This is a genomic window from Streptomyces sp. NBC_01446 (genome assembly GCF_026340095.1).
Taxonomy (GTDB): Bacteria; Actinomycetota; Actinomycetes; order Streptomycetales; family Streptomycetaceae; genus Streptomyces; species Streptomyces aureus.
In genome coordinates, this window is sequence record NZ_JAPEPO010000001.1 from 4,761,535 (window position 1) to 4,774,386 (window position 12,852).

The 12,852-nt window shown below is 70.2% G+C and carries 10 protein-coding genes and 1 tRNA gene; 7 read left to right on the forward strand and 4 right to left on the reverse strand.

What is annotated here, in order from left to right; translation table 11 throughout:
• Positions 1-496 precede the first annotated feature (496 nt).
• Both OG456_RS21420 and OG456_RS21425 read left to right on the forward strand, forming a co-directional pair.
• Positions 497-1,891, forward strand: a complete 1,395-nt coding sequence (locus OG456_RS21420) for an NAD(P)/FAD-dependent oxidoreductase (protein WP_266563375.1) — start codon at positions 497-499, stop codon at positions 1,889-1,891.
• A 227-nt stretch (positions 1,892-2,118) separates the two neighbouring features.
• Positions 2,119-3,417, forward strand: coding sequence for a cyclopropane-fatty-acyl-phospholipid synthase family protein (locus tag OG456_RS21425; protein ID WP_266563377.1), 1,299 nt, complete (start codon positions 2,119-2,121; stop codon positions 3,415-3,417).
• 63 nt (positions 3,418-3,480) lie between these two features.
• On the opposite strand, the gene OG456_RS21430 is transcribed toward OG456_RS21425, so the two are convergent.
• Both OG456_RS21430 and OG456_RS21435 read right to left on the reverse strand, forming a co-directional pair.
• Positions 3,481-6,012 carry an ABC transporter permease gene (locus tag OG456_RS21430; RefSeq protein WP_266563379.1) on the reverse strand — a complete coding sequence of 844 codons (2,532 nt, stop codon included), beginning with the start codon at positions 6,010-6,012 and terminating at the stop codon, positions 3,481-3,483.
• Positions 6,013-6,082: 70 nt separating this feature from the next.
• On the reverse strand, positions 6,083-6,853 hold the full coding sequence (locus OG456_RS21435; protein ID WP_116512584.1) for an ABC transporter ATP-binding protein: 771 nt from the start codon (positions 6,851-6,853) through the stop codon (positions 6,083-6,085).
• Positions 6,854-7,244: 391 nt separating this feature from the next.
• On the opposite strand from OG456_RS21435, the gene OG456_RS21440 reads away from it, so the two are divergent.
• From OG456_RS21440 to OG456_RS21455, 4 genes are all read left to right on the forward strand, one after another.
• Positions 7,245-7,328 (forward strand) — tRNA-Leu (locus OG456_RS21440).
• A 232-nt stretch (positions 7,329-7,560) separates the two neighbouring features.
• Positions 7,561-8,736: a 4-hydroxybenzoate 3-monooxygenase gene (locus tag OG456_RS21445; RefSeq protein WP_266563382.1), complete on the forward strand. Its 1,176-nt coding sequence runs from the start codon at positions 7,561-7,563 to the stop codon at positions 8,734-8,736.
• Positions 8,737-8,807: 71 nt separating this feature from the next.
• The gene (locus OG456_RS21450; protein WP_266563384.1) at positions 8,808-10,172 is read left to right on the forward strand and encodes an MFS transporter; all 1,365 of its coding nucleotides are present in this window, start codon (positions 8,808-8,810) and stop codon (positions 10,170-10,172) included.
• Between the two features lie 66 nt (positions 10,173-10,238).
• Positions 10,239-11,126 carry a Bax inhibitor-1/YccA family protein gene (locus OG456_RS21455; RefSeq protein ID WP_266563386.1) on the forward strand — a complete coding sequence of 296 codons (888 nt, stop codon included), beginning with the start codon at positions 10,239-10,241 and terminating at the stop codon, positions 11,124-11,126.
• A gap of 103 nt (positions 11,127-11,229) precedes the next feature.
• Here OG456_RS21455 and OG456_RS21460 read toward each other — a convergent pair whose 3' ends face one another.
• The gene (locus OG456_RS21460; RefSeq protein WP_266563388.1) at positions 11,230-11,460 is read right to left on the reverse strand and encodes a DUF4287 domain-containing protein; all 231 of its coding nucleotides are present in this window, start codon (positions 11,458-11,460) and stop codon (positions 11,230-11,232) included.
• Between the two features lie 102 nt (positions 11,461-11,562).
• On the opposite strand from OG456_RS21460, the gene OG456_RS21465 reads away from it, so the two are divergent.
• On the forward strand, positions 11,563-11,874 hold the full coding sequence (locus OG456_RS21465; RefSeq protein WP_266563390.1) for a hypothetical protein: 312 nt from the start codon (positions 11,563-11,565) through the stop codon (positions 11,872-11,874).
• A 52-nt stretch (positions 11,875-11,926) separates the two neighbouring features.
• Here the strand turns inward: OG456_RS21465 and OG456_RS21470 are convergent, their stop codons facing one another.
• Positions 11,927-12,745 carry a hypothetical protein gene (locus tag OG456_RS21470; protein ID WP_266569369.1) on the reverse strand — a complete coding sequence of 273 codons (819 nt, stop codon included), beginning with the start codon at positions 12,743-12,745 and terminating at the stop codon, positions 11,927-11,929.
• Between the last annotated feature and the right edge of the window lie 107 nt (positions 12,746-12,852).

Here is a 12,852-nt window from a genome sequence, read left to right on the forward strand (position 1 = left end):
TGTTCCCGGTCCGATCCAGGCCTTTTCCTGACCCCTTCCCGACCTCTTCCTAGCCCCCCTTCTGACCTGCCGGTACCACCCGTGGCCGACTCCCCTGAGCGCTCAGGGCGTCGTCTGAGCACGGTCGAGGAGGGGGGCGACACGCTGCGGCGACACCCCGTCGGGAAAGTTCGTGAAGTTCTTCACAAGGAATTCGGCCTCATGGGGCAAAGTTCCGGGCCAGATGGCCCGCGGGAGGGGGTCTTCGGGCTCTGGCGGCTGCCGTGCGGGGCGTTCCAGGCTTGTTGCGGGCGGATGAACCGGATGAGTGGTCCACCCCCGCCGGATGCCCGGAGCGGCAGCTCAAGAGGGGTAAGAAACGACCGGGGGGATACCGTGGTTCCCCGCCAGGACCATGACCTGGGTCACGTGAGCGGCGCAGTGTAGCAGAGGCCCCGCCTGTGCTTGTGAAGGGGCGCACGAGCGACCCCCTCCGGACGGGTGGATACTCGATGGCATGAGCACCACGGAGCGTCCCAGGATCCTCGTAGTAGGCGGTGGGTACGTAGGCCTGTACGCAGCACGACGCATTCTCAAGAAGATGCGTTATGCGGAAGCGACCGTCACGGTCGTGGACCCGCGCTCGTACATGACTTACCAGCCCTTCCTCCCCGAAACCGCCGCCGGCAGCATCTCGCCGCGCAACGTCGTCGTCCCGCTGCGACGCGCTGTGCCGGGAGCCGAGATTCTCACCGGCCGGGTCACCACCATCGACCAGGACCGCAAGGTCGCCACGGTCGCCCCGCTCGTCGGCGAGGCGTACGAGGTTCCCTTCGACTACCTGGTGATCGCGCTCGGCGCGGTCTCCCGCACCTTCCCGACGCCGGGCCTCGCCGAGGTCGGCATTGGTATGAAGGGTGTCGAGGAGGCCATCGGCCTGCGCAACCACGTGCTCGAGCAGCTCGACAAGGCCGAGTCCACGAACGACGAGGAGATCCGCCGCAAGGCGCTCACCTTCGTGTTCGTCGGCGGTGGCTTCGCGGGTGCCGAGACGATCGGTGAGGTCGAGGACCTGGCGCGCGACGCGGCCAAGTTCTACAAGAACGTGAAGCGCGAGGACATGCGCTTCGTGCTCGTCGACGCCGCCGACAAGGTGCTGCCCGAGGTCGGGCCCGAGCTCGGCCAGTACGGCAAGAAGCACCTGGAGTCCCGCGGTATCGAGATCTACCTCGGTACCACGATGCCGTCCTGCGTCGACGGTCACGTCGTGCTCAGCAACGGTCTCGAGGTCGACTCCAACACCGTCGTGTGGACCGCCGGCGTCAAGCCGAACCCGGCCCTCGCGCGCTTCGGTCTCCCGCTCGGCCCCCGCGGCCACGTGGACACCCAGGCCACCCTCCAGGTGCAGGGCACCGACTACATCTGGGCCGCGGGCGACAACGCCCAGGTCCCGGACCTGGTCGGCCGCAAGGCGGGCAACCCGAACGCCTGGTGCCCGCCGAACGCGCAGCACGCCATGCGCCAGGCCAAGGTTCTCGGCGACAACGTGATCTCCGGTATGCGGGGCTTCCCGCAGAAGGAGTACAGCCACGCCAACAAGGGCGCGGTCGCGGGTCTCGGCCTGCACAAGGGCGTCGCGATGATCGTCATGGGCAAGATGAAGATCAAGCTCAAGGGCCGTCTCGCCTGGTACATGCACCGTGGCTACCACGGCATGGCCATGCCGACGTACAACCGCAAGATCCGTGTGATCGCCGAGTGGACGATCAACATGTTCCAGAAGCGCGACATCACCGCGCTCGGCGCTCTCGAGTCTCCCCGCGAGGAGTTCTACGAGGCCGCCAAGCCGGCGCCGGCCCCCGCCGCCAAGGCGGAGGAGAAGAAGGTCGAGGAGAAGGCCAAGGCCTCCTGACCCCGGTCCAGTAACACCCCTGAAGGGGCGCTCGCCATCCGTGGTGCGAGCGCCCCTTCGGCGTTCCCGGATCCGCCCCGGCCGGTGCTCCGGGCCGCCGATATACATGGCGGCTACATGTATTTTGCCGATCCGTAACGCAGTAACGGGACTGCGAGAGCGCCCCGTTGGTGTTTACGTGGTGTTGGACGATTCCGGGATCGTCCCCCATTACGGAGGTGTGCGCCATGCAGGACGCCGCACAGCGGCTGAAGAACCTCGCCGAGCAGCTACTCGGAGTACCGCTTCCCGTAAGGCTTCGCGCCTGGGACGGTTCGGAGGCCGGGCCGCCCGCCGGACCCACTCTCGTCGTACGCAACCGCCGCGCCCTGCGCCGCATGTTGTGGAAGCCGGGAGAACTCGGCCTGGCCCGCGCCTGGGTGGCCGGCGACCTCGACGTGGAGGGCGATCTGTACGACGCCCTCGGCCGGATGGCCGGGCTCATCTGGGAGCGCCCCGAGGAGGACGGCAGGAGCCTCGTCGAGGCCCTGAAGGAGCCCAGGGTCAGGGCCGCCGTCGCCGAGCTGGTCAAGCTCGCCGCGCCCTTCCTGCCGCCCGCGCCGCCGGGCGAGGAGATGCGCAGGCGCGGCCGCCTGCATCTGCACACCAAGGGCAGCGACCGACGGGCCATCAGCCACCACTACGACGTCGGCAACGACTTCTACGAGTTGGTCCTCGGCCCCTCGATGGTCTACTCGTGCGCGTACTGGGACTCGCCGGACGGAACCCTCGAGGACGCCCAGCGCGACAAGCTCGAACTCGTCTCCCGCAAGCTCGGCCTGGCGCCCGGTCAGCGCCTGCTCGACGTCGGCTGCGGCTGGGGCTCCATGGCCATCCACGCCGCCCGCGAGTACGGCGTCAGCGTCGTCGGCGTCACCCTCTCGCAGGAGCAGGCCGCGTACGCCCGTAAGCGGGTGGCCGAGGAGGGGCTCACCGACCGGGTGGAGATCCGGGTCCAGGACTACCGCGACGTGCGCGACGGCCCCTTCGACGCGATCTCGTCCATCGGCATGGCCGAACACGTCGGCTCCGAGCGGTACCTGGAGTACGCCGAGGCGCTCTACACCCTCCTCAAGCCGGGCGGCAGGCTCCTGAATCACCAGATCGGCCGACGCCCCCAGAAGGACGAGTCGACGTACGAGGTCGACGAGTTCATCGACGCGTACGTCTTCCCGGACGGGGAGCTCGCGCCGGTCGGCACGACCACCGGGCTCCTGGAACAGGCCGGGTTCGAGGTCAGGGACCTGGAGGCGATCCGGGAGCACTACGCGCTCACCCTGCGCCGCTGGGTGGCCAACCTGGAGGCGGGCTGGCCCGCGGCCGTGAAACTGACCAGCCCCGGCCGGGCCCGCATCTGGCGCCTCTACATGGCCGCGTCCGCACTGAGCTTCGAGCGCAACAAGATCGGCGTGAACCAGATCCTCGCCGTGAAGACACCCCTCTCGGGCGAGCCTGGTACGCCCCTGAGGGCGCGTACCTGGAACTGAAGTCCCGTACACACGGACGGGGCGCACCGGCCGGCTGCCGGTGCGCCCCGTCCGTGTGTCCCGCTACTCCGACTTGATGGCCGCGAGCATGTTCAGCCGGGCCGCGCGGCGGGCCGGCCACAGGGCTGCCAGGATGCCGACGAGGGCGGCCAACGCGAGGAAGATCCCGATCCGGCCCCAGGGCAGGACCAGCTCGTACGTCGACAGGGTCATCGCCATGAGCCGGCCGGCCGCCCAGCCGAAGAACACGCCGAGGCCGACGCCGAGCACGCCGCCGAACAGCGAGATCACCAGGGACTCCAGGCGCACCATGCGCTTGATGCCCTTGCGGTCGAGGCCGATCGCGCGCAGCATGCCGATCTCCTGCGAGCGCTCGAACACCGACATGGCGAGGGTGTTGATGACGCCGAGGACGGCGACGATGACCGCCATGGCGAGCAGGCCGTAGAGCATGTTCAGCATCAGCGTGAACATCTTCGAGATCGCGTTGGAGATGTCCTGCTTGTCCTGGACGAGGATCGCCGGGTTGTCGCCGAGCGCCTTCTCGATCCGGTCCTTGGCGGCGGCGGACGTGCCGCCGTCGGTCTTCACCATGACCTGCATGTCGGACGGGTCCGTGACGTGCGGGGTCAGGACGGCGGAGTCCAGCATGATGCCGCGCATCATGTCGTTGCCCTCGTAGACCCCGGCGACGGTCAGCCGCTGCTTCTTGCCGTCCTCGAAGTTCGTGGTGAACGTCGAGCCGGTGCGCCAGCCGTGGTCCTTCGCGGTCTTGTCGTCCACGACGACGTCACGGCCGCCGATCCGGAAGGTGCCGCTGTCGACCTTGAGGTCGGTGAGGGAGCCGATGGTCGCGCCGTTGACACCGGTCAGGAACTCGGTCTTCCCGTCGATGCGCGAGGGCGCGTTGCCCAGGCCGCTGGTGGCGGTGACGCCGTCGACCTCGGCGAGCTTGCCGGCGACCTCGGGGGACAGGGAGTTCCTGTTCGCCATGGAGACGACGTAGTCGGCCTTGAGGGCGGACGACGCCATCTTGTCGATGGCCTGCTGGGCGCTGCCCGCGATGACCGTCATGCCGGTGATCAGGGTGAGGCCGATCATCAGGGCGGAGGCGGTCGCGGCGGTGCGGCGCGGGTTGCGGACGGCGTTCTGGCGGGCCAGCTTGCCGGAGATCCCGAAGACGCGCAGGACCGGTGCCGCGGCCGCGATCAGCGGGCGGGACAGCAGCGGGGTGAGGATGAAGACGCCGATCACGAGGAGGCCCGCGCCGAGGCCCAGGGGAGCCTGCGCCGAGGTGCCGTCGCTCATCGTCGTCGCGTACAGGGAGGAGGCGATGCCGGCCGCCGCGAACAGCGCGCCGATCGTGTTCCGTACGACGAGGGAGCGGGTGGTCGCCGTGGCGTGCACGCTGCTCATCGCCGCGACCGGCGGGATCTTCGCGGCGCGGCGGCCCGGCAGCCACGCGGCCAGCATCGTGATGACGACACCGACGACGAGGGACGTGACGACCGTGCCGGGCGAGACCACGAGCGGCCCGTCGGGGATCTGCGCGTCGGTCGCGCCCATCAGGGAGCGCATCCCGGCGCCGATGCCGATGCCAGCCGCCAGACCGGTGACGGCCGCGACCGCGCCGACCACGAACGCCTCCGCGAGCACGGAGCGCGTGACCTGCCTGCGCGAGGCGCCGACGGCCCGCATGAGCGCGAGTTCCTTGGTGCGCTGGGCGACGAGCATCGTGAACGTGTTGGCGATGATGAAGACGCCGACGAAGAGCGCGATACCGGCGAACACCAGCAGGCTCGACTTCATCGAGCTCATGCTGGACGAGATCTGCTCGGCCTGGTCGTCGGCGAGCTGCTTGCCGGTCGTGGTCTCGGCCTGCCCCTTCGGCAGAGCCTTGTCGAGCGCGCTCTGCAGGGCGGCCTGGCCGGTGCCCGCCGCGGCCTTGACGTCGATCTCGTCGTACGAGCCCTGCTTGTGCAGGAGCTGCTGCGCGGTCGCCGTGTCGAACAGGGCGAGGCTGCCGCCGGCCGCGACGTTTCCGTCCTCGGTGGTGAAGATGCCGGTGACGGTGGGCGTCAGGACGGGCCCGTCGATGGACATCCGTACGGTGTCGCCGACCTTGTAGCCCGCGCGCTTCGCGGTCTGCGAGTCGAGCGCGACCTCGCCCTTGCCGCTGGGCGCCTTGCCGCTCTTGAGCGGGTAGCGCGGGTCGTGCTCGCCCCAGTAGTTGGCGCCCTGGGTGGAGAAGCCGTTGCCGACGAGCTTGCCGTCCTTGTCGGCGACGGCCGCGAAGCCGCTGACGACGCCGATGGCGGAGGCGGCGCCGGGTGTCTTCGCGGCCCGGTCGAGGGTGGCCTGCGTGAGCTTCGGGTCCTTGGCGAGCCGGTCGCCCTTCGAGGCGGCGGTCTTGGGCGTGACGGCGACGTCGACCTGGTCGAAGCCCTTGGCGGAGCTCTTCTGGAAGGCGTCGGAGATGGTGTTGGTGAAGACCAGGGTGCCGGAGACGAAGGCGACGCCGAGCATGACGGCGAGCACGGTCATCAGGAGCCTGGCCTTGTGCGCGAACACATTGCGCAAGGCGGTACGGAACATGGGGTTTCTCAGTCCAGGGGTACGGCGACGAGGCGTCGAGGCGGCGGGGCGGCGGCTGTGCGGGCGGGCGTCAGCTCGTGCGTCCCTTGGCGTCGAACTGCTTCATGCGGTCCAGGACCGAGTCGGCGGTCGGGGCGTACACCTCGTCGACGACGCGGCCGTCGGCGAGGAAGATCACGCGGTCCGCGTAGGCGGCGGCGACCGGGTCGTGGGTGACCATGACGACGGTCTGGCCCAGCTCGCGCACGGAGTTGCGCAGGAAGCCGAGGACCTCGGCGCCGGAGCGCGAGTCCAGGTTCCCGGTCGGCTCGTCACCGAAGATGATCTCGGGCCGGGAGGCGAGGGCGCGGGCGACGGCCACGCGCTGCTGCTGGCCGCCGGAGAGCTCCGAGGGCCGGTGGCCGAGCCGGTCGGACAGGCCCACCATCGCGATCACGTTCTCCAGCCACTGCTTGTCCGCCTTGCGGCCCGCGATGTCCATGGGGAGCGTGATGTTCTCCAGGGCCGTCAGGGTGGGCAGCAGGTTGAACGCCTGGAAGATGAAGCCGATCTTGTCCCGGCGGAGCTTGGTGAGCTGCTTGTCCTTGAGGGACCCGAGCTCGGTGTCGCCGATGCGCACGGAGCCCGACGAGAAGGTGTCGAGGCCGGCGACGCAGTGCATCAGGGTCGACTTGCCGGACCCGGACGGGCCCATGATCGCGGTGAACTCGGCCTGCCGGAAGTCGACGGAGACCCGGTCGAGCGCGACCACCTGGGTCTCGCCCTGTCCGTAGACCTTGGACAGATCCGTGGCGCGCGCGGCCACTGCGGTGGCCTTGCCGGCGATGGGGGTGGTGGTCACGGAAGGGGGCTCCTGTCGGTCGACGGGTGGGGACGGGGTCCCGTTGGAGGGACCTCTCCATCGTCGTGGCCGTCTTGGGCCGTGAAGTCAGCCGCTGTTCCGGTTCCTGGGGGCGACTTCGGGGGGACCGGGGCCGCCCGGGTCATACCTGGGGATGACCCGGGACCCTGAGAGCGAAGATCACCGCGGGAGGTGAAATCCCGTCAATCCACGGTGACGGGGGCGAGGGCGCCGAGGGGCGTGGAAGGGCCTGCGGCATGTGCGGATGGCGGCTACCGTGGTCTGATGCACCCTCAGGCGCCAATAAAATAAGACAACATCGAGCGGGCGTTCCGCTGTTCGGGGGATCTGTCCCGATAGGCTCAGAACCTCGTTGCGGAGCCCACGGCCTGCCCGGATGGTGGAATGCAGACACGGCGAGCTTAAACCTCGCTGCCCCTTCGCGGGCGTACCGGTTCAAGTCCGGTTCCGGGCACCTCCCGCTTCTCCTCCTCGCTCCCGACCGAGTCGCTTCTGAGCCGCTCCCTGTCGCCGCGTGCCGATCGCATCCGATCGCCGCGGCGTTTTTTCGTGCCCTCCGGAGTCCCGGGACCGTTTTCTCCGCTCGGGACCGTTGACAGCGGATCGAGCCGGGCGGAGACTCCGCTGAGCACATTATGAACGAAAGTTCACCACGCGAACAAGGCTGAACGAAAAAGAAGGTACCCATGCGCACCACCGTCGGCATCATCGGAGCGGGCCCCGCCGGACTGCTCCTCGCCCGGCTCCTGCACAACGCCGGAATCGACTCCGTCGTCCTGGAGGGCCGCGACCGCGCGTACGTCGAGCAGCGCCAGCGTGCCGGGATCCTGGAGCAGGGCACCGTCGACGTACTGCGCGAGGCGGGCGCGGCGGAGCGCATGGACCGCGAGGGCCTCCCGCACGACGGCATCGAGCTGCGCTTCGACAAGCGCCGCCACCGCGTCGACTTCCCCGCCCTGACGGGCGGCAGGTCGGTCATGGTCTACGCCCAGACCGAGGTGTGCAAGGACCTCATCGCCCTCCAGCTCGCCGAGGGAGGCCCGCTGCTCTTCGAGGCGCAGGCGCTGGCCGTCGAGGGTGCCGAGACCGAGAGCCCGAGCGTCCGCTTCCGCCACGAGGGCCGCGAGAACGTCCTCGACTGCGACTACGTCGTCGCCTGCGACGGCTCGTGGGGCGTGGGCCGCAAGGCCGTACCCGCCGACGTCTCCCAGGTCTTCGAGCGCACGTACCCCTTCGGCTGGCTCGGCATCCTTGCCGATGTCGCCCCGTCCCACGACGAATTGGTCTACGCCCGCCACGACCGCGGCTTCGCCCTCCTGTCCATGCGCTCCCCGTCCGTGTCGCGCGCCTATCTCCAGGTCCCCGAGGGCACGAACGCCGACGACTGGAGCGATGAGGAGATCTGGGACGAGCTCGACCGCCGCCTGGAGACCTCGGACGGCTGGAAGCTGGAGCGCGGCCCCATCACCTCCAAGTCCGTCACCCCGATGAGGAGTTACGTCCACGAGCCGATGCGCCACGGACGGCTCTTCCTCGCCGGGGACGCCGCCCACATCGTCCCGCCGACCGGCGCCAAGGGCCTCAACCTCGCCGTCGGCGACGTCGTCACCTTCGCCCGCGCCCTGACCCACCGACACAAGACCGGCTCCACCGAGCTCCTCGACGCCTACTCGGAGACCTGCCTGCGCCGCGTCTGGCAGGCCGAGCGGTTCTCGTACGCGATGACGACGATGCTGCACCGCGCCCCCGACGCGACGCCCTTCGACGACCGCGTCCAGCGCGCCGGCCTCGACCGGATCACGGCCTCGCGCGCCGCCGAGACCGACCTCGCCGAGGGCTACACGGGCTTCCCCCTCGACTGAGCCCCGTCACCCCCCTCCCCACGAACCGCCGCACACCCGTCCCCCGCGTACGCACGACGAAGTGAGTGCTCATGTCCCCCGACACCTCCCAAGGCACCGCCATACCCTCCCCGCCCCGCACCTTCAGGGCCGTCGCCCCCGTCATCGCCCTGTGCTGGCTCGTCGTCTTCTTCGACGGCATGGACGTCAACATCTACGGCGCCGTCATGCCGCACCTCCTCGACGACAAGGGCTTCGGCTTCACCGCGTCCACCGCCGGCACGATCGGCTCCTGGACCACGTTCGGCATGCTGATCGGCGCACTCGGCTGCGGCACGCTGACCGACTGGCTCGGCCGCAAGCCGATGGTCACCGGCTCCGTCGTCCTCTTCTCCGCCGGCTCCGCCGTGTGCGCGCTCGCCCCGAGCGCCGCCGTCTTCGGCGGGGGCCGCTTCCTCGCCGGGCTCGGACTCGGCGGCCTGATGCCGATCGGGCTCGCGATCGTCGCCGAGTTCGCCCCGCCCCGCAGGGCCGCCCTCGCCACCGGCCTGATGATGACCTCGTACCACGCGGGCGGCATGACCGCGACGGGCCTCGGCCTCGCGCTCGGCCCCGACCACGGCTGGCGCGTCGTCTTCTGGGCGGGCGTCATCCCGGCCGTCATCGCCGTCCCCCTGGTCCTGAAGTGGCTGCCCGAATCGCCGGCCGTTCTGTTCGCCAAGGGGCGTACCGCCGACGCGAGCGCCGTCGCCGCCCGCTACGGGCTGGCCGAGCCGACCCGCGCCGAGGCCCCCGCCGCCGGCGCCAAGGGCCGCTTCGCCGCCGTCGCCTCGCTCTTCGCACCCGGCACCCGGGCCGCGACCCCGCTCCTGTGGGTCGCCTCCTTCGCCGGCCTGCTCCTCGTCTACGGCGTCTCCACCTGGCTGCCCGAGCTGATGCGCGCCTCCGGCTACTCGCTCTCCTCGTCCGTCACCTTCCTCATGGTGATCAACGCGGGCGGCATCGTCGGCATGCTCGTCGCGGGCCGCGCCGCCGACCGGTTCGGCGCGGTCAAGGTGTCCGCGCTCTGGTTCGTCCTGACCGCCTGCGGCGCCTTCCTGCTCCGCGCCCACCTGCCGCTCGGCGTCGCGTACGCCCTGGTCTTCGTCACCGGCGTCTGGCTGTTCTCCGCCCAGGTCATGGTCTACGCGGCCGCCCCGTCCGTGTACACGCCCGGCCAGCGCGCCACCGGCCTCGGCTGGATCACCGGCGTGGGCCGCACCGGAGCCGTCGTCGGCCCCTGGCTGGGCGGCGCGGTCGTCGCCGGAGGCAACGCGGGCCTCGGCTTCACCACCTTCGCCGCGGCCGCGGTCCTCGGCGCCGTCGCCGTCTCCCTGGTGCCCCTCGTTCGGCGGAACACCGGGCATGCCCCGGACGTTTCGGGTAGCAGGATGGGAAAGATCCTCCCTGAGCACTAGGCTGGGGTCTTTGCCTGCCTATTACCCTTGAGCCAAGGCCGCGCAGGGTGGCTATGGAGGAGTGAGATGAGGAGCAGTAACCCGGTCTTCTCGCGACGGGGGTTCAGCCGCGACAACGGCTACGCGGGCTTCAACGCGCAGCCGCAGGCCGGGGGACCCGCAGTCGGCACACAGGGCAACCCCTACGCCGGCAACAACCCGTACGCGCAGAACCCCTACGCCCAGCAGGACCTGCAGTACGGCGCTCCGCCGCAGGCCCCGGCCACCACCGGCCGTATGACGATGGACGACGTCGTCATGCGCACCGCGACCACGCTCGGCGTCCTCGTCCTGACGGCCGCGCTTGCCTGGGCGCTGCTGCCGGTCGACACCGCGAACATCAACAAGTCGTACGGCATCGCGATCGGCGCAGGCCTCGTCGCGATGGTGCTGGGCCTCGTCCAGTCGTTCAAGCGCAAGGCGTCGCCGCCGCTCATCCTGGCGTACGCGGCGCTCGAGGGTGTCTTCCTCGGCGTCCTGTCGAGCATCGTCGACAACTACATCGCGAGCGGTGCGGCCATGCAGGCCGTGCTCGGCACGATGGCGGTCTTCGTGGCCGTCCTCGTCGCGTACAAGGCCGGCTGGATCCGCGTCAACCGCCGCTTCTACGGCTTCGTGATGGCCGCGGCCATGGGCTTCATCCTGCTCATGGCGGTGAACCTGCTGTTCGCCGTCTTCGGCGGCGGTGACGGCCTCGGCTTCCGCAGCGGCGGCCTTGGCATCGTCTTCGGCATCATCGGCGTGCTGCTCGGCGCGTGCTTCCTGGCCCTCGACTTCAAGCAGGTCGAGGACGGCATCGCGTACGGCGCCCCGCGCGAGGAGGCCTGGCTCGCCGCCTTCGGCCTGACGATGACGCTCGTGTGGATCTACCTCGAGTTCCTGCGCCTCATCGCGATCCTGCAGGGCAACGACTGATCACCCGGCAGTCAGAACTGAAAGGGCCCGCGCACCATCGGTGTGCGGGCCCTTTTTCATGGGTGCGGCTGTCGTGGGGACTGGTGGGTCGGGGGTGGAACGCTCAGCCCAGGCGGCGGGCGGCCCGCCGCAGGTCGTACTCGTGGATGATCGCCTTGGCGTGGCCGTACGCGAGTTCGTGCTCCCCGCGCAGCCAGCTGACCTTGTCTTCGAAGCGGAGGAAGCAGGGGCCTTCCTCGACGGTGCGCAGCCAGTCGGAGATATCACGACCGGTGCAGTGGGGGATGCGAGCCAACAGATTCTGGTGGGTCTCCTGCGAGAACACTTGGGACATCGGCGCCTCCGGACGCGTTGCGATGTAGCCGGTCCTTCAGGCCACCGTGCCTGAGCGTTCGGTTGTTGGCAACAGTCGAGGGAAGGCGCATAGGGTCGCGGCATGCTCGATACGACGCCGTTGACGGACGCAGTGGACCGATTCGCCGACCGGCTGCGCGCCGCGCCGCAGAGCAGGCTCCAGCGGGGGGCCGCCGCCGAGGCGCTCGCCCTCGCCAGGGAACTGTCCGCGTGGGCGCAGCGCCTGGAGGATCCCGAGGGACCCGTACGGGAGATGCCGGACGCCGGGATGTTCGCCGGGGCCGACCAGATCACCGTCGCCGCGCGCGACCTGTCCGTCGTCCTTCAGAACCCCACCCAACTGGGCGAGGCGCTCACGCTCGTCGAGGAGGCACAAAAACGCGCCGGGGTGTGAGCCGACCCGGCGCGTTCTTCGATATGTGGGGACGGAAGCCGAGCGGGGGCGCTCAGACGGAGGCTATGACCCGGTCGGCCAGGATGTAGACGTTCTCGCGGCCGCAGGCGAACGTGAGCGCGTACGCGCCCGAGACACCCGAGCCGCCCAGCAGCACCGGGGACTCGCCCTCGCGCAGCGCCGCGGCCAGCTGCTCCGCGGTCTCGCGGTGGCCGGGCGTCATGCAGAGCGTGGTGCCGTCCACGAAGACGTACACGTCGAGCGTGCCCAGCGGGCCCGGGCGCACATCGGCCAGGGCGGTGCGGGCGTCGGCCAGCTCCTCCAGACACGTCACCGTCCGCTCGTGGTCGCTGCTTCCGCCCGAGACGGGCGACTGCACCGGCACGAAGTCGGGGTGCGAGGGGTGACGGCGACGGGCGGCCGCGAGCTCCGCGGACTCCCCGGAGAACTCGTCGGCGCCCGCGTCGGCCGGCTCCACCACGGGCTCGAGGCCCGCCGCGAGACCCGGCTCCAGGCCCGCGAAATCGGCCTGGCGCGGCATGAACAGATCGTCACCGAGGCCCAGCGCGCCACCGAGCATGGGCGGCGTGTCGGAGGCGTCCCGCGCCTCCTGCGCGGCCCAGAAGGCACGCGCTTCGGCGAGCTCGCGCTCCCGCTCCTCCGCGAGTGCGTCGGCGACGGCCGCGCGTATCTCCTCCGTGTCGGGCGTGGTGCGCGCGGCGGGCACGCCACGACCGGCGCCGACGGCGCGGTCATGGGCGAGCTCGTCCCGCAGTTCGGTGATCTGCCTGCGCAGTCCGTGGACGGTGTGCAGGGCAGCGGCGCCCACGGCCGTGGCGGCGGCCGTGGCGATGAGCAGAGCAAGAGGCATGGCGCTCACTGACGTACTCCCGGTTTCAAGTCGACCCCCGACTTCCTACATCAGCTTGAAGCCTGGACCATCCCGCTGTCAGTGCATTACGTCACGAAATGGACAGG